The 20,258-nt window shown below is 71.3% G+C and carries 19 protein-coding genes; 12 read left to right on the top strand and 7 right to left on the bottom strand.

Translation table 11 applies throughout. The annotated features are described in order from the left end of the window. Nucleotides 1–62: 62 nt before the first annotated feature. Entirely contained in the window at nucleotides 63–461 is a 399-nt protein-coding gene (locus tag ACFYNU_RS24265) for a DUF4440 domain-containing protein (protein ID WP_356585273.1), read from the top strand. A 32-nt stretch (nucleotides 462–493) separates the two neighbouring features. Here the strand turns inward: ACFYNU_RS24265 and ACFYNU_RS24270 are convergent, their stop codons facing one another. The 4 genes from ACFYNU_RS24270 to ACFYNU_RS24285 form a co-directional block, all read right to left on the bottom strand. Then, a complete protein-coding gene (locus ACFYNU_RS24270; RefSeq protein WP_356585274.1) occupies nucleotides 494–2,272 on the bottom strand; it encodes an FtsX-like permease family protein in 1,779 nt (592 codons plus the stop codon). Nucleotides 2,273–2,274: 2 nt separating this feature from the next. Continuing rightward, entirely contained in the window at nucleotides 2,275–3,099 is an 825-nt protein-coding gene (locus ACFYNU_RS24275; RefSeq protein ID WP_356585275.1) for an ABC transporter ATP-binding protein, read from the bottom strand. Next, nucleotides 3,096–3,638: a PadR family transcriptional regulator gene (locus ACFYNU_RS24280; RefSeq protein ID WP_356585276.1), complete on the bottom strand. Its 543-nt coding sequence runs from the start codon at nucleotides 3,636–3,638 to the stop codon at nucleotides 3,096–3,098. Before ACFYNU_RS24280 ends, ACFYNU_RS24275 begins: the two co-directional genes overlap by 4 nt. A gap of 172 nt (nucleotides 3,639–3,810) precedes the next feature. Then, entirely contained in the window at nucleotides 3,811–4,200 is a 390-nt protein-coding gene (locus ACFYNU_RS24285) for an SH3 domain-containing protein (RefSeq protein ID WP_356585277.1), read from the bottom strand. A gap of 407 nt (nucleotides 4,201–4,607) precedes the next feature. On the opposite strand from ACFYNU_RS24285, the gene ACFYNU_RS24290 reads away from it, so the two are divergent. Next, complete coding sequence (locus ACFYNU_RS24290; RefSeq protein ID WP_356585278.1) at nucleotides 4,608–5,798, top strand: Glu/Leu/Phe/Val dehydrogenase dimerization domain-containing protein; 1,191 nt, start codon at nucleotides 4,608–4,610, stop codon at nucleotides 5,796–5,798. A gap of 119 nt (nucleotides 5,799–5,917) precedes the next feature. On the opposite strand, the gene ACFYNU_RS24295 is transcribed toward ACFYNU_RS24290, so the two are convergent. Next, complete coding sequence (locus tag ACFYNU_RS24295; protein WP_356585279.1) at nucleotides 5,918–7,015, bottom strand: GntR family transcriptional regulator; 1,098 nt, start codon at nucleotides 7,013–7,015, stop codon at nucleotides 5,918–5,920. Between the two features lie 207 nt (nucleotides 7,016–7,222). On the opposite strand from ACFYNU_RS24295, the gene ACFYNU_RS24300 reads away from it, so the two are divergent. Next, nucleotides 7,223–8,626, top strand: coding sequence for a choice-of-anchor Q domain-containing protein (locus ACFYNU_RS24300; protein ID WP_356585280.1), 1,404 nt, complete (start codon nucleotides 7,223–7,225; stop codon nucleotides 8,624–8,626). Nucleotides 8,627–8,669: 43 nt separating this feature from the next. Here the strand turns inward: ACFYNU_RS24300 and merB are convergent, their stop codons facing one another. Continuing rightward, a complete protein-coding gene (gene merB / locus ACFYNU_RS24305) occupies nucleotides 8,670–9,368 on the bottom strand; it encodes an organomercurial lyase (RefSeq protein ID WP_356585281.1) in 699 nt (232 codons plus the stop codon). Nucleotides 9,369–9,535: 167 nt separating this feature from the next. On the opposite strand from merB, the gene ACFYNU_RS24310 reads away from it, so the two are divergent. Continuing rightward, nucleotides 9,536–10,408, top strand: coding sequence for an AraC family transcriptional regulator (locus ACFYNU_RS24310; protein ID WP_356585282.1), 873 nt, complete (start codon nucleotides 9,536–9,538; stop codon nucleotides 10,406–10,408). Nucleotides 10,409–10,431: 23 nt separating this feature from the next. Here the strand turns inward: ACFYNU_RS24310 and ACFYNU_RS24315 are convergent, their stop codons facing one another. After that, entirely contained in the window at nucleotides 10,432–11,355 is a 924-nt protein-coding gene (locus tag ACFYNU_RS24315; RefSeq protein ID WP_356585283.1) for a 2-dehydropantoate 2-reductase, read from the bottom strand. A 535-nt stretch (nucleotides 11,356–11,890) separates the two neighbouring features. Here ACFYNU_RS24315 and ACFYNU_RS24320 point away from each other — a divergent pair. From ACFYNU_RS24320 to ACFYNU_RS24355, 8 genes are all read left to right on the top strand, one after another. Further along, nucleotides 11,891–12,973, top strand: a complete 1,083-nt coding sequence (locus tag ACFYNU_RS24320; RefSeq protein ID WP_356585284.1) for a substrate-binding domain-containing protein — start codon at nucleotides 11,891–11,893, stop codon at nucleotides 12,971–12,973. After that, entirely contained in the window at nucleotides 12,974–13,942 is a 969-nt protein-coding gene (locus tag ACFYNU_RS24325; protein WP_356585285.1) for an ROK family protein, read from the top strand. Beyond that, nucleotides 13,939–14,769: an ATP-binding cassette domain-containing protein gene (locus tag ACFYNU_RS24330; RefSeq protein ID WP_356585286.1), complete on the top strand. Its 831-nt coding sequence runs from the start codon at nucleotides 13,939–13,941 to the stop codon at nucleotides 14,767–14,769. Before ACFYNU_RS24325 ends, ACFYNU_RS24330 begins: the two co-directional genes overlap by 4 nt. Further along, the gene (locus tag ACFYNU_RS24335) at nucleotides 14,766–16,010 is read left to right on the top strand and encodes a sugar ABC transporter permease (protein ID WP_388767222.1); all 1,245 of its coding nucleotides are present in this window, start codon (nucleotides 14,766–14,768) and stop codon (nucleotides 16,008–16,010) included. Before ACFYNU_RS24330 ends, ACFYNU_RS24335 begins: the two co-directional genes overlap by 4 nt. Then, a complete protein-coding gene (locus ACFYNU_RS24340; RefSeq protein ID WP_356585288.1) occupies nucleotides 16,007–17,032 on the top strand; it encodes an SIS domain-containing protein in 1,026 nt (341 codons plus the stop codon). The genes ACFYNU_RS24335 and ACFYNU_RS24340 overlap by 4 nt, the downstream gene beginning before the upstream one ends. Before the next feature lie 105 nt (nucleotides 17,033–17,137). Then, nucleotides 17,138–17,980, top strand: coding sequence for a GntR family transcriptional regulator (locus tag ACFYNU_RS24345; RefSeq protein ID WP_356585289.1), 843 nt, complete (start codon nucleotides 17,138–17,140; stop codon nucleotides 17,978–17,980). After that, nucleotides 17,977–19,074, top strand: a complete 1,098-nt coding sequence (gene nagA / locus ACFYNU_RS24350; RefSeq protein WP_356585290.1) for an N-acetylglucosamine-6-phosphate deacetylase — start codon at nucleotides 17,977–17,979, stop codon at nucleotides 19,072–19,074. The genes ACFYNU_RS24345 and nagA overlap by 4 nt, the downstream gene beginning before the upstream one ends. After that, nucleotides 19,071–19,736, top strand: coding sequence for an N-acetylmannosamine-6-phosphate 2-epimerase (locus ACFYNU_RS24355; RefSeq protein ID WP_356585291.1), 666 nt, complete (start codon nucleotides 19,071–19,073; stop codon nucleotides 19,734–19,736). Before nagA ends, ACFYNU_RS24355 begins: the two co-directional genes overlap by 4 nt. Nucleotides 19,737–20,258 lie beyond the last annotated feature (522 nt).

Below are 20,258 nucleotides of genomic sequence, written 5' to 3' on the forward strand. Positions count from 1 at the left end.
GCCCGCGGTGTCGAGGTGAGCGCCCACCGGCGCCCGGTGCCCTTCGTTGCTACTGTCGCGCCATGTCCGAGAGTGAGATAGACGTGGTGACCGCCGAGTTCTTCGGCGCGTTCGACAACCGGGGCGGCAAGGCCGCCGACGTGGCCCGGATCCGCAGGCTGGTCCTTCCGGGCGGTGTGATCGTCAAGACCGGCCCGGAGTTCACGGTCTACACCGTGGACGAGTTCATCGAGCCCCGCCGACAACTGCTGACGGACGGCCGACTTGTCGAGTTCAACGAGTGGGAGACCTCTCGACGGACGGAGATCGCGGGCGACATCGCGTCGCGGTTCGGTGAGTACCGCAAGTCCGGGATTCTGGACGGCGAGCCGTTCGAGGGAGGCGGGACCAAGACCCTCCAGTTCGTCCGTACCCCGGAGGGCTGGCGGATCGCGGCGGTCGCCTGGTACGACCGGCCCTGAACGCGCGGCGGCAGCCCCGGACGGGCGGTCCGTCAGACAGGTTCGGCGTCGAGGGAGCGTCCGGCGGGGCTGCGGGTGTGGACCCACGCGGGCAGGGCGGTCAGCGCTGCGACCGTCAGCAGGATGACGAGCGCGGCGGCGAGCAGCCACGATCCCGGGGGCGTGATCGGTGCGCCGAAGAACCAGTACAGGCCGAGCCCCGCCGGAACACCCGCCGCCACCGCGGGTACGGCGGGCAGGAGTTGAGCGACGCTGAGCGCGACGACGACCTGTCCGGGTGTGGCGCCGAGAGTACGGGCGACGGACAGGGCGCGCCGGGACTGCACGGCGGTGCTCAGGCCCAGGAGCACGGTGTTGAGCGTGGACATCGCCACCAGCGCGAGCGTGACCGCGAGCAGCACCTGACCGGTCTGGTCGGCCCGTACCTCGATGGGGCCGAACCGCGCGGCACCGGGCCGCGTGGCGAGTTCGGTGTGCCAGGTCAGCAGGGCCGTGACCATGAGCGTGGTGGCGGCCGTGCCGGCGCCGGCCAGCACCGCGCGGCCGGGCCGGCGTGCGAGCAGCCGGATGCCGAGCAGCAGTGACGTGGGCAGATACGCCGTGGCGGAGTTGAGGCGCGGGCGTCGTACGAGCAGACGCGCCGGGTCGGCCAGGGCGCCCACGGTACTGGTACGGGCCGCGCGCAGGGCCGGGCGGAGCGCGCCCGTCACCGCGACGACGACGGCGAGGAGGATCGCGGCGAGGACGGTGCCGAAGCCGGGCGGGCCGACCGTGTTGAGCAGACCGGCGCTGGGGTCGACCAGTCGGGGCGCGGCGAGTACCCCGGCGGTCAGGCCGGTCGCGGTGGCCAGCAAGGTGAGCAGCAGATACGGCGTGAGCAGGGCCGCGGTGACGGTGGCGGGTCCGGCGCCGACGGCCTTGAGCAGTGCGGCACGCCGGTCGTCCCGGGCGGCGCGCGCTGTCGCGAGTGCGGCGAGGGTGACGACCGCGGCGACGGTGAGCAGCCAGCCTCCGACGATCAGGGCGGGCTGGATGTGCTGGATCATGGCCTTGTCGGTCAGCAGGACGGACTGCCAGTTCCGGGTGTTGACCCAGCCGTCGGCCTCGCTCCGGTCGGCGAACGCGGTGTCCTGCCATTCCCGCGTCGCCGTGGGATCGTCCAGCTTCAGATAGATCAGATGGACTCCGGAGTTGTCGCCCGCGGCCTCACGGGTGTCCGGGGCGGTGAGCCAGAGCCTGCCGCCGAAGTTCGAAGGGCCGGGCCCCTGTGCGTTGTCGCTCCACGGATAGACCGGGGTGGCCGCGCTGATCGCGGTTCCGACGACCGGATAGTCACGTCCGGCGATGGTGATCCGGTCACCGACGCGCACGCCGAGCGCTTTGGCGAAGCCGCGTTCGAGCACCGCGCCGCCGCGCCGTACCCAGGTGCCGGACGTCACCAACGGCCGGTCGACCGTGGCGTCTTGGGAGGTGTCGCGCCCTTCGACCGCGGAGTGCGCGCTCCTGCCGCGGGCCTTGATGTACGTGTCGAACGCGAAGACGGGGTCGGCCTGCTCGGCGACCCCGGGGGTGTTCGCGAGGTGTTCGGCCATGCCGGAGGGATCGGCGGCCGTCGTGACGGCGATGATGTCGGGTCCCTCGGTGGCCGCGCGCGTCTTCTCGTACCCGCTGTCGACGGCGTTGCCGGTCGCGAGACCGAGGGTCAGGCTCGCGCTCGCGATGGTGACGGCGAGCAGGAAGACGACGGCCTCGCCGGGGCGGCGGCGCAGGTCGCGCAGCAGCAGGCGCCCTATCAGGAGCAGAGGTCCCACGGTCAGTTCTCCCAGTTCAGGAGCGCGCCGAGCCGTGTGGTGCCGGCGTCGGGGCCGTCCGGGCGGATGTCGTCGTCGAGCGTCCCGTCGCGCAGCGAGACGATGCGGTCGGCGGTGGCGGCGACGCGCTCGTCATGGGTGACCATGACCAGGGTCTGTCCGGCGGCGCGCAGTTCGGCGAAGAGCCGGAGGATGTCGTGGGTGGCGGCGCTGTCGAGATTGCCGGTGGGCTCGTCGGCGAGGACGACGAGCGGCTTGTTGACCAGGGCGCGTGCGATGGCGGTCCGCTGCCGCTGCCCGCCGGACAGTTGGGAGGGCAGATGCCGGGCCCGGTCGGTGAGACCGACCTGGTCGAGCAGTTCGGCGGCGCGGCGGCGGGCGGTACGGGGTGAGGCACCCGCGAGCAGCGCGGGCAGTTCGACGTTCTCCGCCGCGGTCAGCTCGTCGATCAGGTGGTACGCCTGGAAGACGAACCCGAGGGAACGGCGCCGCAGCCGGGCGAGCGCCCGCTCGCCGAGGTTGTCGATGCGCCGTCCGCCGAGCCGTATCTCACCCTCGGTGGGACGGTCGAGGCCGCCCAGCAGTTGGAGCAGCGTGGACTTGCCGCAGCCGCTGGGGCCGGTCACGGCGAGCGTCTGCCCGGCGGGGACATCGAGGTCGACCCCGTCGACGGCCCATATCGCGCTCTCGTCGTCGCCGTACACGCGCGCCAGACCGACCGCCCGCAGCACCGGCCCCGCCATCTCGTCGGCTCGGCCCGCTCCTACGCCGTGGTCCGTGCCGCGCCGCCGCGACCGATCCCGGCTCCGCCGGCTGTCTCTCGTCATCCGCTTCCCCTGTCTTCCCCACGCGGCGCACGGCCGGACCAGGCCCGCTCGCACATCTCCAACCAGCGCAGATCGGCCTGCAATCGGAGCGCGATGCCCTCCAGCAGCAGCCCGACCTCCAAACCCGTGTCATGAGCGAGGGCGGCACGCTGGGCCTCGGCGAGGCTGCTCATCAGCTCCCGCCGGCGCGTGTCCACCAGCGCGAGCGGATCGGCGGCGCCGGACTCCCGGGCGGCCACCAGCTTCAGATGGAACTCCGCCACATCCGTCCGGGGCCCGGAGCTCTCGGCCATCCACGTGGCCACCCGCTCGTGCCCGGCGGCGGTCGGCGCGAACACCTTGCGCTTCGGCCCGCGCACCGGCGCTTCTTCGCGTACCTGGACGACCAGGCCGGCCTTTTCGAGCCGGGTGAGCGTGACGTAGACCTGTCCCGCGTTCAGCGTCTCCCCGAGCGGCCCGAGCGCCGCCGCCAGGCGCCTGCGCAGGTCATAACCGTGCGACGGCTCCTTGACCAGCAGCGCCAGCACCACGTCCTGCACGCGTCCCCCTCTTCGACGTCCCCAATGGATAGCGGTTATCCAAAGGAGGTGTCAAATGCGCCGGGTGACACGGTGGTTGTGGATGCGCCGTGCGCCGCCACCCAAATGCGGTGGAGACGCGGGCGTGCCCCCGCGTAGGGCGGGGGCACGCGATGGGATCAGTGGGTCGTGTTCAGCACTTGCCGGGCGCCGCGTTGATGTTCTCGACCCAGCGCGCGGCGACCCAGCCGCTGTGGTCCTTCAGCAGGTACCAGCGGGGGTTGCCCTCCACGGACTGGCCGTTGACCTTGCAGTCGAGTTCGATGACGGTGCCGAACGGGATGGAGCCGACGGGCGGCCGGCTGGTGTTCGGGTTCTGCCGTACGTTGAGGGCCGGCTTCGCGATGACCCGGCCCTTGTGGACGAAGGCCGCGGCGGCGGGCCCCTCCTGCGTGGTGAAGGCTGCCGGGCCCGGCCCCGCCTGGTGGCCCGCGGCGAGGGCGGGGGCGGCCAGGGCCGTCCCCGCCAGCAGAACCCCGGCGAGCACGGATACGACCCGGTGCCCGATGTGCGGTGCGCTCATGACGGAATCCCCTTGCTGTCGATCAACTCCGGCTCGTGTTCCACCGGCTGGACACCTTCATGACACGGCGCACCCCGGCGAGGCCCTCATCCCGCCCGGGAAACGCCCGTTCCCACCCGGATGGGTGCCATCCGGCTCACCGGCCCGATGTTGATCACACAAACTGGCGTGTACGCGCCCGAGTGCGCGCGTTCCTGTGCGCACTGCCGGACAGGGGCGTCGTCGGTGGCCGAGGCCCTGGACGACCCGATGGTCACAACGGCCAACGGCAGGGGCATCGTTGACGAGGCCCATCCACTCTCTGTCGGTGTCGCCCCGCAGAGTCCGTCGGCGAAGAGAGACGGCTCGCGCATACGGTGGGACTGGAGCAGTGGCCGACCGCGCTCAACCGTCACCGAGGAGACCACATGCCCACCCACACCCACACCCCACTGATCCAGCTGACCTGGACGGACCATGTCACCGGCCGTCAGGGCCATCTCGTCGTCGACCGTCTGGTGCGCGGCGTGTCCAGCGGCGGACTGCGGATGCGGGAGGGGTGCACCCTCGGCGAAGTCGCCGGTCTGGCCCGGGGCATGACGATGAAGGAAGTGCTCCACTACGACCCGGACAGCAGATACATCCCGCTGGGCGGCGCCAAGGGCGGGATCGACTGCGACCCCAGGCACCCGGACGCCCACGGGGTCCTCGTGCGCTATCTGCGGGCCATGCGCCCCTACATCGAATCGTTCTGGACGACGGGGGAGGACCTGGGGCTCACCCAGGATCTCGTCGACCGGGCCGCCGCCGAGGCGGGACTGGTCTCCTCCATCCAGGCCGTGTATCCGCTGCTCGACGACGAGACCGCCGCGCGCGGGCGGCTGGCCGACGCCTTCGCCGTGGACGTCGAAGGGATCGGGCTGGACGAACTCGTCGGGGGCTGCGGAGTCGCCGAGGCCGTACTGTCGGCCCTCGACCACGCGGGGGTGCCCCACGCCGGAACCCGCGTCGCCGTCCAGGGGCTGGGCACCATGGGCGGTGCCACCGCCCGGTTCCTGTCGCGGGCGGGCCTGAGCGTCGTGGCGGTCGCCGACGTCAAGGGCACCCTTGTCAACGAGGCCGGGCTCGACGTCGAATCCCTCCTGCGGTCCCGCGACGCCCACGGCGGCATCGACCGGCGCGCCATGCGCCCGGCCGACCGGGAGATTCCGGGCGACGCCTGGCTGGCGGTCGACGCCGACGTGCTGGTCCCGGCCGCGGTCTCGTACGCGATCGATGCCACCAACCAGGCCCGGATCAGCGCCCGTTGGATCGTCGAGGCGGCCAACATGCCGGTCCTGGCGGAGGCGGAGGAACTCCTCGCCAGGCGCGGTACGAAGGTCCTTCCCGACGTGGTGGTCAACTCCGGTACCAACGCCTGGTGGTGGTGGACGCTCTTCGGTGACATCGGCGCGGACGCCGAGGAGGCGTTCGCCCACATCCGACGGTCCATGCGCGCGCTGGTCGACCAGATGCTGGCGCGCGCCCAGGCCGACGGCACCACTCCCCGGGCGGCGGCGCACGCCCTCGTCGCCGACCGGCTGCCCCTGATCGCCGAGCGCTTCGGATGGTACCGATGACGACCGCCGGCGCTTCCCCGCCGGGGGAGTGGGGCCGGTGTCCCAGGGCGGGCGATCCGGTTCGTACGCAACGATCCCTGCGCCGCGCCGGCGCCGTACTCGGCCGGTGGCCGGTCCGTTCAACCGTGGCCGGGCGCCGGGCCGGTGGAGGAGCGGATGACCAGGTCCGGTACGAGCGTCAACTGGCGTCGCGGGGTGTCCGGGTCGGCGATCCGGGTTCTGATGAGGTCCGCGGCGCGCCTGCCGATCTCCGCCTTCGCCGGGGCGACCGCGGTCAGGGGAACCTCACACAGGTCGGCCACTTCGTTGTCGTATCCGACGACGGAAAGATCCTCGGGGACTCGCAGTCCGCGCCGCCGCGCCGCGCCGACCAGCAGTGACGCCTCGCGGTCGGCGAAGCACAGCGCGGCCGTCCCCTCCCGGCGCAGCAACCGGTCGAGAAAGCGGTCCGTGTCCTCCGCCGTCCAGCGGGGCAGCGACGCCGAGACCACGGGGGCCGGGTCGAGACCGGCGTGCTCCAGCGCGACGGTCAGGCCGGACCGTACCTGTGGCGCGGTGTGCGGGCTGCTCCTCTCCGCGTAACCGATCCGCGTGTGGCCCAGGCCCAGCAGATGCTCGACGGCGAGGCGCGCCCCGGCGGCGTGGTGGGAGCAGACGAACTCGTGGGAGGTGGCGGGGAGTTCGGTGCCGCGCTCGACCAGCACGACGGGCACGGTGGACTCTTCAGTCTCCGCGAGCGGCCGGGCGCGCGGGCCGTCGTCGCCGAGCGTGGGCACCAGGATCAGGCCGTCCGATCCCGATCGGGTCAGTTTCACGGTGGCCTCGTGCTCCAGCTCGGTGTCCCACTCGGTGCAGCGCAGGAGCATCCGGCAGCCGTGGCGCGAGAGTTCGCGTTCGATGCCCGCGATGACACGCGGGTAGTAGTAGGTCAGTGAGGGCACGACGACGCCGATCGTGTATCCGGTGCCCACCGCCGGAGAGGCCGAGATGTACGTACCGGATCCCTGCCGCCGGTAGACGAGGCCCTCCTGGACCAGCAGATCGACGGCCCGCCGGACCGTGTTGACGCTCACCGCCTGGTCACGGGCCAGTTGCTGCTCGGTCGGAAGCTTCCCCGCCGGCCAGCGAAGTTCCGCGACGGCACGGCGCAGATCGTCCGCGAGCCGGTGCGTCTTGTTGCCGCGCGGGCCGGAGCCGAGACCGTCCGACGAGCTCATGGCAGTCCTTTTCGATGGGTACGGGCGCCGCCCCGAAACGACGATCCTACGCCCGGCGTCCGCCCGTCCGACGGCTGACGACGCCTCGGTGGCAGCAAATTCAATCCAATGAATCCGTTGACCGATGGCATGACTTGACCCAAACTCCTCCCAGACACACGGCACGGCTCCCCCCCCCACACACACATCGGAAGCAGAGGTCCCGTGATGACCACCTCCCCGTCCGCACGCCGAACGCGCCGGCGCGCACTGGTTCTCGGCAGCGCGCTGTCGGTCCTCGGACTCCAGGTCAATGAGACGGCCTTCGGCGCGGGAGCCCCGCCCGCCCCCACGGCCACCGTCTACCACGTGGACCCCGCCACCGGGTCCGCGAACAATCCCGGTACGGCGGACCGGCCGTGGCGCACACTCCAGGAGGTCTTCGCGTCGGGCCGGACCTTCGGCGCGGGAGACACCATCCAGCTGCGCGCCGGAAACCACGGCAGCCCGGTCATCACCGGCGGCGCCACCGGCGTACGCACCATCAAGGCCGCACCGGGAGCGACGCCCCGGATGAAGACGCTGCGGTTCGCCTCCGGAGCCAGCCGCTGGACGGTCGACGGCGTGCTCGTCTCACCCCAGGAAGCCGACGGCACCTACACGACGGGAAATCTCGTGCAGTTCGACGCCGGTGCCACCCAGGACATCCTCCAGAACTCCCAGATCCGGGCCGCCGGCGACGCCGCGGCCGACACCTGGTACAACAACGACTGGGTCAATCGCAGCGGCACCGCCGTCATGATCATCGGTGCGGGCAACCAGGTGTCCAACAACCGCATCCGCAACGTCCGCAACGGCGTCATGACCGAGCGGACCTCCCAGGCCGGCGCGGGCGCCACGGGAGCGGTGATCCGCGGGAACAGCGTCGACCACTTCTGGGAGGACGCCTACCGCTGCAAGGTCAGCGGCTGCCTGTTCGAGTACAACTCCGCGGTGAACAGCTACGCGGTCGTGCCGCCGGGCACCGAGAACGACCCTCCCCACCGCGACATGTTCCAGAGCTACCGCGGCGACGGCAGCTTCACCCCGGTCACCGGCGTCGTACTGCGCGGGAACGTCTTCATCAGCCGCACGGGTACGCGCTACGCCAAGATCCCCTTCCAGTACAACGGCAAGTACACGATCCAGGGGATCGGCGCCTTCGACGGCCCGTACCGGAACTGGACGATCGAGAACAACGTGGTCCAGGTCGAGGTCGGTCTCGCGATGGGGCTCTACGGCATGAACGACAGCAGGATCGTCAACAACACCGTGGTCCCGCGCTCCCCGGCCACGGCCAGCGAGATCCGCCTCACCGATCAGAAGGACGGCACCCCCTCGAACGGCAACATCGTTCGCAACAACCTCGCACGCACCTTCAACACCGGCGCCGCGATCAACACCCAGCACTCCAACAACATCACGGTGGGCACCGCCTACTCCACGTACTTCGTGAACCACGGCGCCGGAGACCTGCGTCTGAAGCCGGGTTCGCCCGCCATCGGCGCCGGAACCAACAGGGACGCGCCCACCGTCGACGTCGACAGGAAGCCGCGTTCCGCCCCCTTCGACGTCGGCGCCTACGAGTACTGACCCGTACCGTCGTCTACCGACCCGCCGGCCCGTAGCCCCGCCGTCAGTCGGGCAGCCCCCAGAACGGCCCGCGCAGTCCGACCTCGGCGAAGTAGGAGGCGGCCGAGTCGGGGTCGCGGCGGACGTATCCGCGCTCCGTACGTCCGGCGTACCAGCCGCGGGCGAGGCGCCACAGCGTGGCCAGGTCCATCACATAACCGCGTGGCTGTCCCGTCGCCCCCAGCCAGGTCTCGACGCAGTCGGCCGAGCAGAACAGGCGCTGATTGGCGCAGCTGTGGACGACGTCGTCCCAGATGTGTCCGGCGGGTGTCAGGAAGTGCGCCACCTGCTCGCCCGGCGGCGGCGCCTGCCTGTCGACGACCCAGGCGTGCGGGGTGTCGCAGGCCGGGCAGCGGGTGGCGACCAGGACGTCCGGTTCGCCGGTCAGGAGGTGCGGCAGCGCGAAGGAGTCCCACGCGCAGCCGCCCCACCAGAGCGTGTTCTCGCCCATCACGGAGAAGCCGAGCGGGACGGAGGCGAAGGGGTGCGCCATGACGATACGGTCGCGGTCCTCGGCGTCGAGGACCACGTCACGGTGGCCGTGCAGGACCTCCAGCGCCCGGCGGGCCTCGTCGGGGGTGACTCCGGCGGCGTCGGCCAGCTCGGACGGTCCGGGGGCGGCGCCGGTCCGGGCGAAGTACGAGTAGACAGCCACCCGGACCTCTTCCGTACGGGCTGCCTGGGACATGGTGGGCTGGTTCATCGCGCGTACTCCCGAGAGACGGAACTGAGACGGAACACAGAGACGGAACTGAGACGGAACACAGAGACGGAACGGAGTGGGGGCACCTGGGACCGGAAGGCCGGTGCGACCACAGCCTGCGGCGGCCGGAAGTGGAAGTCTTGAACGCCGGTGCGCACACTGGGGTCATGTCCCCCGTCCCCGCCGAGCGCGCCGCCTACTGGAGAGTGGACGGACTCGCCCTGGAGGCGATGCAGGCGCGCTTCCACGCTTTCGAGTACCCGAGGCACTCGCACGACACGTACTCGTTCGGCGTCACCGACGACGGCGCGCAGTCCTTCTTCTGCCGGGGGCGGCACGCCACAAGCGCGCGGGGGCACGTCATGGTCTTCAACCCCGACGACCCTCACGACGGCCACGCCGCCGCCGACCACCCCTACCGCTACCGCATGCTCCATGTCCCCGAGGCCCTGGTGCGCGGGGTGCTCGCCGACGCGCGGCCCGGGACCGGACTGCCGCTGTTCCCGGACCCGGTCGTGGACGATCCGGCCCTGGCACGCACCCTCGCCCGACTGCACCGGGCGATCGTGGCCGGCGAACCGCGGCTCCTCATCGACGAGCACCTCACCACCGCCGTCCTCGGCCTGACCACTCACGCCGCCTCGGGGCCGGCCCTTCGGACGGGGGACCCCCTTCGTACCCGCGCCGACCGGGCCACCACCCGCGCGCGGGCGATCCTCCAGGAACGCTTCACCGAGAACATCGGGGCCGACGAACTGGCCCGGACCGCCGGATGCAGCCGCTACGCCCTCTACCGCGGCTTCCGTGCCGCGTACGGCCTCGCCCCCAGCGACTACCAGCGCGATCTGCGGCTGCGCCGCGCCAGGAGTCTGCTGACGGCCGGTGTGGCACCCGTGACGGCGGCGGTCGCCGCGGGCTTCGCCGACCAGGCCCATCTCTCGCGCTGGTTCACCCGTACGTACGGCATCACGCCCGGCGCCTACCACCGGGCCGGCACCCGTACCGACACCGGCACCGATTCCGCGACCCGGGGCGGTTGAGGCAGCCCCGCGCCGGGGCGGGGTCAACGGGCGGCGGCCGACCGGGCGTTGTGGGCGCGCAGCGCGAGGGCCGCCGCCTCCAGGCGGGGGACCGCCAGACCGAACGCGTGGGCGCGGTCGATCAGGTCGCCGAGGACGTTCTCCACCTCGGTGGTCCGGCCGGAGAGAAGTTCCCGGGAGAGCGAGGAGGTCGTCGGGGCACCGGCGGCGGTCACCGACGCGAGAATGCCCGACCGGTCGTCCCCGCTCAGTGGATGTCCCGCCGCGGCGGCGACCGACGCCGCCTCCTCGAACGTGCCGGACGCGAAGTCGGCGCCGCCCGTGAGGGCCACGGCCTCCCCGATCGTGCCGCGCACCAGCGAGGTGACGGCGCCGATCGTCGCGATCATCACCCACTTCGACCACATGGCGTCCAGGATGTTCTCCGGCACGTCGACCGCGAAGCCGGGGATCGACAGCGTCCTTGAGACCGCCGCCACCCGCTCGGAGACGTGGCCGTCCAGCTCCCCGATCTGCACCTGGCCGCCCGGCGCGAACTGGCGGATCTCACCGTCCGGACCGAGCTGGGTGACGACTTTCAGTACGCCTCCGAGGACCGCACCGCCGAATCGCTCGGTGAGCGTCTCGACGTGCTTCATGCCGTTGAGGAACGGCACCAGCACCGTTCCGTCCCCGACAGCGGGCGCGACATCGGACATCACGGCGGAGAGCGCGTCGGCTTTGACGCAGAGCAGGACGAGACCGTAGGGACCGTTCAACTCCCCGGCCGTGACGCAGTCGACGTCGACGGTCTCGGTCCGGGTGCCGTCGACGATGCGCAGACCGTCTTCGCGCAGACGCGCCGCGCGCGCGGGCCGGACGAGGAAGTCGACCTCGCGGCCGGCCTGCACCAGCCTGCCGCCCACGAAACCCCCGACGGCGCCCGCGCCGACCACCAACGTCTTCATGACACTCCTTCTTCGAGCTTCGAGGAACACAACAGGGCCTAGGCGCTTGGCCGTTGACCGAGAAGCGGGACGGGCCCGGTGGGAGCGACGCCTCGCGGGGCGACAGCGACCGGCCCTGTCCGCACCGTAGAACGCGAAGCGGTCCCTGAGGCCGAGCGCCGCACCGCCGCCCGGGGCGAGTCGGGGCGCCCGAGACGGTCCGCGACCGCCGATCCGACGAGGCATCAGATATATGACCACTGGTTCAGACCGGAATGGCCTCGGTGGTGCTCGCCGTAGGGGCGCGAAGAGATCGGAAGGTGGCCCTCCGTGGGGACCGGGGGTGTGCTGGATGGAGATTCCCTGGCAGGAGGCGGGTAATACCAGTGGTCTACTTCAGTTATCGAGCCGTGATACCAGAGGCTTGACCACTGGTTGCTACCAGTCTTAACGTGCTCCGCATCACTCGGTAACAAATGGCCCGAGGGGGACAAACCTCATGAACGTCAGTTCTCATTCACGTCGCAGACAGATGGCCGCTGTGGGGGTGGCCGCGGTGGGAGCCCTCCTGCTCACCTCGTGCGGGCAGAGCGGATCCGAGGGAGCGGACGGCTCGTCCGGCAGCTCCGCCGTCGGCAACGCAAAGAAGAACCCGATCGTCGCGTTCCTGCTCCCGGAGAACGCGACCGCCCGGTACGAGGCGCGGGACAAGCCGACGTTCGAGAAGCAGCTCGCGAAGACCTGTCCCTCGTGCAAGGTCCGCTACTACAACGCGGCCGGGGACGCCGGCAAGCAGCTCAGCCAGGCCGAGTCCGCGCTGACGGCGGGGGCGAGCGTACTGGTGATCGACCCCGTCGACTCCAACGCCGCCGGGGCCGCGGTCGCCAGCGCACGCCGGCAGGGCGCGAAGGTCATGAGCTACGACCGCGTCATCTACAAGGCGGGCGTGGACTACGCGGTGAAGTTCGACAATGTCCAGCAGGGCGCCGTCGGTATGCAGTCGCTCCTCGACAAGCTGAAGAAGGACGGCAAGACCTCCGGCAACGTCGTCATGATGAACGGCGACCCGGTCGACTCCGGCGCCAAGCCCGAGAAGGACGGCGCGCACAGCGTCATCGACAAGTCCGGCTTCACCGTCGCCGCCGAGTACGACACCAAGGGCTGGTCGGCCGCCAACGCGCAGAACCAGATGCAGCAGGCCATCACCAAGCTGGGCGCGGCCAACATCGACGGCGTCTACGCCGGCAACGACGGCATGGCCACCGGTGTCATCGCCGCGCTGAAGAGCGCGGGCGTCAAGCCGATGCCGCCCGTCACGGGCCTGGACACACAACTCGACGCCATCCAGAACATGGTCGCGGGCGACCTGTACGAGAGCACGTACCTGCCCGTCGAGACCGAGGCACAGATCGCCGCCAAGGCCGCCGCCGCGCTCGCGGTCGGCAAGAAGCCCGGCGGTGACCTGCTCAACGGCACCGTCGACGACGGCACCACCAAGGTGCCCGCGTATCTGCTCGAATCCATCGCCGTGACCAGGGAGAACATGAAGGAGATCCTGCTCGACAGCGGCTACCTGACCGTCGATCAGATCTGCACGGCCGACTACGAGAAGGCGTGCGTCAAGGCGGGACTGCGCTAAGTGATCTCCCTCCCCACCAGTGATGCCGCCCGGCGCGTAGCAGTCGACCTGGGCGGCACCACGGCCCGCGCGGCGCTCGTCGACCCGGGCGGCGCCCTGACCCGCCGGCTCAAGGAGCCCGTCCGGCACGGCGCGGCGCACGAACAGGTCGCCGATCTGATGAGCCGGATCGCGGCCGGTACGGATGCCGTGTCGGCGGTCGTCGGCCTGCCCGGACGGGTGGACCACGTCCAGGGCCGTCTGCACGTGGCACGGAATCTGCCGGCCACCGATCTCGACCGGCTGTCGGCCGCGTATCTCTCCGAGGCCACCGGACTGGCCGTCGAACTGGCCGGTGACGCCGAGTTGGCCGCGATCGGCGAGTCGTACTTCGGCGCCGGAACCACCACCGGGACGACGGCCTACCTCACCCTCTCCACGGGGGTCGGCGCCGCCGTGGTGAGCGACGGCCGTGTGCTGTCGGGACGCGTGTCGGGATTCCAGATCGGGTTCCTGCACCTGCTCGGCGCCGCACGTCCCATGATCGAGGACCTCGGTTCTGGACAGCGCGTACGCCAGGTCTCGGACGCACTCGGCAGGGACACCGACTACCGCACCCTGACCGAACTCGCCGCGGGCACCGGCACCGCCCCCGGGGAACGGCACGCCCGTGACCTGGCGGCCGGCGCGCTCGCCGACATCGCCGACGCGGCGTCCGCCGCCGCGACGCTCCTGTGCCACGTGGTCTCACCCGACGTACTGGTGGTCGGCGGCGGGCTCGCCCGCGCGGCCGGCGCCCATCTGCTCGACCAACTCGACCGTCGTATCCGGGCCACCGCGACCTCGCACGTCTCCTGGGACGTCGAGGTGCGCGCCGCCCGGTGCGGTGACGACGCGGGACTCGCCGGCGCGGCGGCATGGCACCTCGCGAAACCGGCCGTGGTCGCCGCCGCGGCCGACCAACGAAACATGAGAGGAGACAGCCGATGACACCGACCGTGGAAACCGTGGACACCGTGGAAAGGCCGGGCGACAGCCCGCCGCCCGTGCTCGAACTGGCCCACATCAGCAAGAGCTTCGGCGCCGTGCGGGCGCTCAGCGACGTCAGCATGAGAGTCGCCGCAGGAGAGGTCGTCGCACTCGTCGGCGACAACGGGGCGGGCAAGTCCACCCTGATCAAGACGGTCTCCGGGGCGCACCCCCGAGACGGCGGCACCATGTCGGTGAGCGGCGAACAGGTCTCCCCGCGCAAGCCCATCGACTCGACGCGCCTCGGCATCGCGACGGTCTACCAGGACCTCGCGCTCTGCGACAACCTCGACATCGTCGCCAACCTGTTCCTAGGCCGCGAGAAGCACCACGGCGGCTTCCTGAGCGCGCTCGACATGGAGGAGATCGCCGTCGGGCTGCTCAAGCGGCTCTCCGTCAAGATCAAGGACCTGCGGGTCCCCGTCTCGTCGCTCTCCGGCGGGCAGCGCCAGTCGGTCGCCATCGCGCGCTCCCTGCTCGGTGACCCGCGGCTCGTCATCCTGGACGAGCCCACCGCGGCCCTCGGCGTCGAGCAGACCGCCGAGGTGCTCGAACTCATCGAGCGGCTCCGCTCCGAGGGCCACGCCGTCCTGATGGTGAGTCACAACCTCGCCGACGTCTTCGACGTCGCGGACCGGATCGTCTGCCTGCGACTCGGGCGCAGCGTCTCCGAGTTCCCCGTCGAGGGGACCACCGAGGAGCAGGTCGTCGCCGCCATCACCGGCATCGCCGACAGCAGTGCACAGAAGCGCCGGAAGCTGCGCCGCGACCGGGCCGAGGAAGGATGACCGTGACCACGAACACCGCCACCGACCGCCCACAGCGCGGCCTCCTGCCGTCCGGACCTCCGTCGGAGGGGGCGAGTTGGGCGCGGGAGCGCGTACGCCGCCTGCGTACCGGCGACTTCGGACCGCTGCCCGTCATCCTCGGCCTCGTCGTCATCTCGCTCGTCTTCCAGATCGCGAACTCGCGGTTCCTCTCGCCGCAGAACCTCTCCAACCTGAGCCTCCAGATCGCCTCGACCGGCGTGATCGCGCTCGGCATCGTCTTCGTCCTGATCATCGGGGAGATCGACCTCTCCGCCGGATCGGTCAGCGGCATCACTTCCGCCTCCATGGTCGTGCTGAGCGTCAACTCGGGGTGGCCGCCGGTTCTGGCGATCGTCCTGGCGATCGTGTTCGGCGCCGGGATCGGTCTGTTCCACGGTTTCATCTTCACCAAGCTCGGCGTGCCGTCGTTCGTACTGACCCTGGGCGGCCTGCTCGCCTGGCAGGGCGGCCAACTCCTCGTGCTCGGCAACCACGGCACCATCAACATCCCTTACGACGGCGCGATCGCCTCGCTCGCCAACACCACGCTCCCGGCCTGGACCGGCTATGTCATCGCCGTCCTCTACGCGGTGGCGTCGTTTGGCAGGGCGTTCCTCACCGCCCGCCGGCGGCGTGAGCGCGGGCTGGCCGTGCGCCCCCTCGTCGGGACGCTGGTGCCCGCGTCCGTGATCACGCTCGTCATCCTCGCGGCGACGACCGTCTTCGCGCAGTGGCAAGGCATACCCCTGTCGCTGATCATCTTCGTCGGGCTCGTGGTCATCGTCGACATCCTGCTGCGCGGTACGACATTCGGCCGCAAGCTGTTCGCCGTCGGCGGCAACGCCGAGGCGGCCAGGCGCGCGGGCATCCAGGTCGGCACCGTGAAGGTCATCGCCTTCACGATCGCCTCGTCACTCGCGGCCTTCGGCGGAGTGCTCGCGGCCTCACGCCTGTTCGCGGTCAACCAGGCCAGCGGCGGCAGCGACATCCTGCTGAACGCCATCGCCGCCGCGGTCATCGGCGGCACCAGCCTCTTCGGCGGGCGAGGCACCGCCTACTCGGCGCTGCTCGGCATGCTCGTCATCGGAGCGGTCTCCAACGGCATGGATCTGCTCAACCAGACCTCCGCCGTCAAGTACGTGATCACCGGCGCTGTACTCGTCGTCGCCGTAGTGATCGATTCCCTGGCACGACGAGGAAGGGCGGCTAGCGGCCGATGAGTGTCAACGCGTTTCTGCGCCAGGGTTTCATCCCCTTCGAGGAGGGCGTGCTGGACCAGACCGGCCGGCTCACCGAGGTCGCCCCGGTCCTGCGTGAACGGGCGCTCGCCGCCGCCGCCACTACCGGCCGGCCCGCCCAGGTCACGTTCATCGGCATCGGCGCGAGCCTCGCGGCGCTCGCCGCGCCGGCCGCCCATCTGTCGGCACGCGGCATCCCGAGCGTCCGGCTCAACGCGGCGGAGGCCGGTCCGTTCGACGAGAACGCCACCCTCGTGGCGCTGTCGCAATCGGGCCGCAGCCGCGAGACCGTGGACGTGATGCGCGCGGCGACGGGCCGCAAACTCGCGGTCGTCAACGTCACCGACTCACCGATGGCGTCCGCCGCCGACTCGGTGCTCACCCTCGGCGATCTGCCGGACAGCCTCGCCTCGAGCATCGGCTTCACCGCGTCGGCGATGGCCGTGTCGATGCTCGCCGAGACCTGGACCGACGGTGAACCGTCCGCGTCGTGGTCCAGCCTGGGGGAGCGACTGGCCGGATTCCTCCACGACGTCTCCCCGCAGACAGAGGAGATCGCGGAGCGGCTGTCGGCCGCGTCCATCCTCGACCTGGTGGCACCGGCGGACCAGTACGGCGCGGTCGAAGGCGGCGCGCTGCTGCTGCGCGAGGTGGCGCGGGTGCCCGCGGCGTCGTTCGAGACACGGCAGTATCTGCACGGTCTGATGGAGTCGACCCTCCCCTCGGCCCTGCACATCGTGCTCGACGGCCCCGACGACGGGCAGATCGTCCGGGCGCTCGGCTCGCTCGGCCGTCAGATCGTCGAACTGCGCACCGGCGCACCCGTCGCCCACGGCGAGCGGACCCTCGTCGTACCGATCGAGGCACACGGCCCCCTGGAGATCCCGGTCTTCGTGGCGGCGCTGCTGCAACAGGTGGCGCTGCGCTCCGCGCGGGCGCGGGGGATCGACCCCGACGAATTCCTCTTCCTCGACACCGGCACCAAGCTCGACGACGGCGAATAGCCGTCACCGGCCCGGCCGTCGGACGCGCGAACGCGCTCCGCACGGCGGGGCACGGGCCGCCGAATACGTTCATCACCCTCAATTCCAACGGACACAATCTGTTCTATGTCTACTTCGCCAGCACTGCACCGCAAGGTCGCGCAGCACCTCAGGGAGCGCATCGAGTCCGGGGTCATCGCGCCGGGTTCGAGAATGCCCTCCGAGCGGGTCCTCGCCAATCAGTTCGACGTCAGCCGGGTCACCGTCCGCCAGGCCCTGAAGGATCTGGAGGTCGCCGGTCTGGTCATGGTCGTCGCGGGTGCCCGGTGGGTGCGGGCGGAGTCGTCCGCGCCGGCCTCGATGCGGCCCGGCGAGCAGGAGGCGGAGTCGATCGAGGAGGGCGCCACCGGGCTGGTGAGTTTCTCGGACCTCGCCGCCGCGAACGGTCTGACCTCCAGCTCGAAAGTGCTGAAGTGCCTCACCCGCGCGGGCTCGCTCGACGAGGCGGACCTGCTGGGTATCGCACCGGGCGCCCCCGTCGTCGAACTGGTCCGGCTGCGCTATCTCGACGGCATCCCCACCCTGATCGACTTCTCGCTCATCCCGGAGGGGCCGGCGCCAGGACTGGGCGAACACGACTTCACCACCGCTTCCCTCTACTCCACACTCGCCGAGCAGTACGGCCTGCACGCGAAGAGAGCCGACTGCGTAATCGAGGCGCGCGGCGCGAGCCCCGACCTCGCCGAGAAGCTCGGCCTCGGTCCGGGCGACCCCGTCCTGGAGATCGTCCAGACGACGTACGACGAGAACCGCCGTGTCGTGCAGTGGTGCCGCAGCGTCTACCGCGGCGACCGCTACCGCTTCCGCGCGGCCCTGGAGGGCCAGGCCGGCTCGGCGCACCACCCCCCGACCGCGGCGGAATCCACCGGCCGCGGCGTTGTCCCCCATCTAGCGAGGTTGTATCCATGAGAGTTTCCGCACGCGGCGCCGTCATCGCCGGCGCCTGGGTGAAGGGCGACATCGAGATCGACGACGGACGGCTGGTACGCGCCGGTCTGCCGTCGACCGGTACGGGGTACGTCCTGCCCGGCCTGGTGGACCTACAGGTCAACGGGTACGGCGGGGTCGACTTCAACGCGGCCACGGAGGAGGAGTTCGGCCGGGCGTTCGCCGCTCTCACCCGGGACGGCGTGTTCCATGTGCAGCCCACCGTCATCACCGACTCCGAGGACAACGTCGTCCGGCAGCTGCGCGTACTCGGCGGGCTCCAGCGCTCCGCGCCGCGCGGCGCGAAGGTCGTCGGTGTGCACGCCGAGGGCCCGTTCCTGTCCCCGCACCACCGCGGCGTACACCGCACCGAGTACCTCCGCGACCCCGACATCGGCATCGTGCGGCGATTCCTCGACGCCGGACCGCTGCGCACGATCACCGTCGCCCCTGAACTGCCCGGCGCCCGGGAGCTGATCGCCTGGGCCGCGGGCCAAGGGGTCATCGTGCAGGCCGGGCACTCGGGCGCCGACACGGCGACCGCGTACGCCGGGTTTGACGCGGGCGCGCGCGCCGTCACGCACCTGTTCAACGGGATGATCCCGTTCAGCCACCGCGCCCCCGGTATCGCGGGCGCGACGCTCAACCGGGAGGAGGTCGCCATCCAGCTCATCGCCGACGACATCCATCTGGCGCGCGAGACCTCGCTGTTCGCGCTGAAGGCCGCCGAGCACCGGATCATGCTCGTCACCGACGCCGCGTCCCCGGCGGGGGCGGGCGACGGCGCGTTCACCGTGGGCGGCTTCTCCGTCACGGTCACCGACGGTGTTCCGCGCCTGCCCGACGGCACCCTCGCCGGCAGCACGGTGACACTGCTTCAGCAGGTCCGCGGGCTGGTCGAGCACGACTGGCCCATCGACCGCGCGGTGAACCTGGCCAGCCGGGCGCCCGCCCGCTTCTACGGGCTCACCGGAGCCGGGGAACTCACCCTCGGCGGGCCGGCCGACCTGATCGTGACCGACAAGGATGTCGCCGTCGAGCGCGTCCTCGTGAACGGCGAGGAGTTCGCGGCGTGAACCTCATACCCGGCGGGCTGATCGTCTCGCTCACCCCGTCCCCGCGCTCGCCCTGGCAGAGCGTCGAAGACATCGTGCGGCTCGCCGCCGCCGCTCAGGCCGGGGGCGCCGTCGCCGTGAAGGTGGACGGCCCGGACGCCGTACGCGCCGTGAAGCGCGCCGTTCCCGGCCTGTTCGTGCTCGCCGTCAGCATCGACGGCTCGCACGGCGGGGTCGTCCGCATCACTCCGACGCGGGCCCACGCCGCCGCCCTCGCGGACGCCGGCGCCGACGTGGTCGAACTGGAGGCGGACTCGGCGGCGCGCCGCCACGACGGCCAGGACCTGTTCGAACTGGTCGCCTCCTTCGTCGAGTTGGGCAGGCCGGTCAAGGCGGGTGTGCCCGGGATCGCCGACGCGCGCACCGCCGTGGCGGCGGGCGCCGCGATGGTCAGCTCATCGACCATGGGCTACCCCGCCAAGGCCGGCACCGGCCCGCTGCCCGACCTCGGACTCGTACACACCCTGGTGTCCGGCGCCGGAGTACCGGTCGTCGCGGAACGCGGCTACGCCACACCCGAAGAGGTACGCGCGGCCTTCGACGCGGGCGCGCACGCCGTCGTGGTGGGCTCGGCCATCGTGGACCCGGTCTGGCTGACCGCCCGTTTCGCAGGCGTGGCGTAACGCGGCCACTCCGTAGCCCCGCCCGAGGGGCTTCCGGCCGGGTCGGCGGTTCCGGACCGGCTGACGTCTCAGCGGGGGGCGGCGAGCCTAGGGGCGGAGGGGGACGGTCCTGGATCCGCGCGGTGCTGCCGCCGCTCGCTCACGCGGGGGCGGACCGGTCGGAGTTGACAAGGAAGCACACGCCTTGCGTCGGCGCCGGCCGCGCGCGCCCTAGCCCGTGTTGGCGTCCGCGTAGTCCAGCAGATCCTGCTGGGTCTGCCCCTCGGGACGGTAGAAGCGGTCGCGGTCCGCCCGGGAACCGATCGGTGACTCGGCGATCAAGCGGGAGAAGGTCAGCGCGGCGGACAGCGGCCGGTGATTGACGGCGACCGCGTCGCGGCCGCCCGGCGACGACCGCCGTGTACTCCTCGACGTGATAGTCGTCGGGCTGAGCGCGCCGAGGGCCGCGTACTTGTCGGCGCCGCCGTGCCGTGCCGTGGAGCGTCGTTCCCCGTGCCTTCTGTACGCGGGGCCTCGCCGTAC

It is taken from the genome of Streptomyces sp. NPDC006643 (assembly GCF_042870175.1).
In the GTDB taxonomy this organism is placed as follows: Bacteria; Actinomycetota; Actinomycetes; order Streptomycetales; family Streptomycetaceae; genus Streptomyces.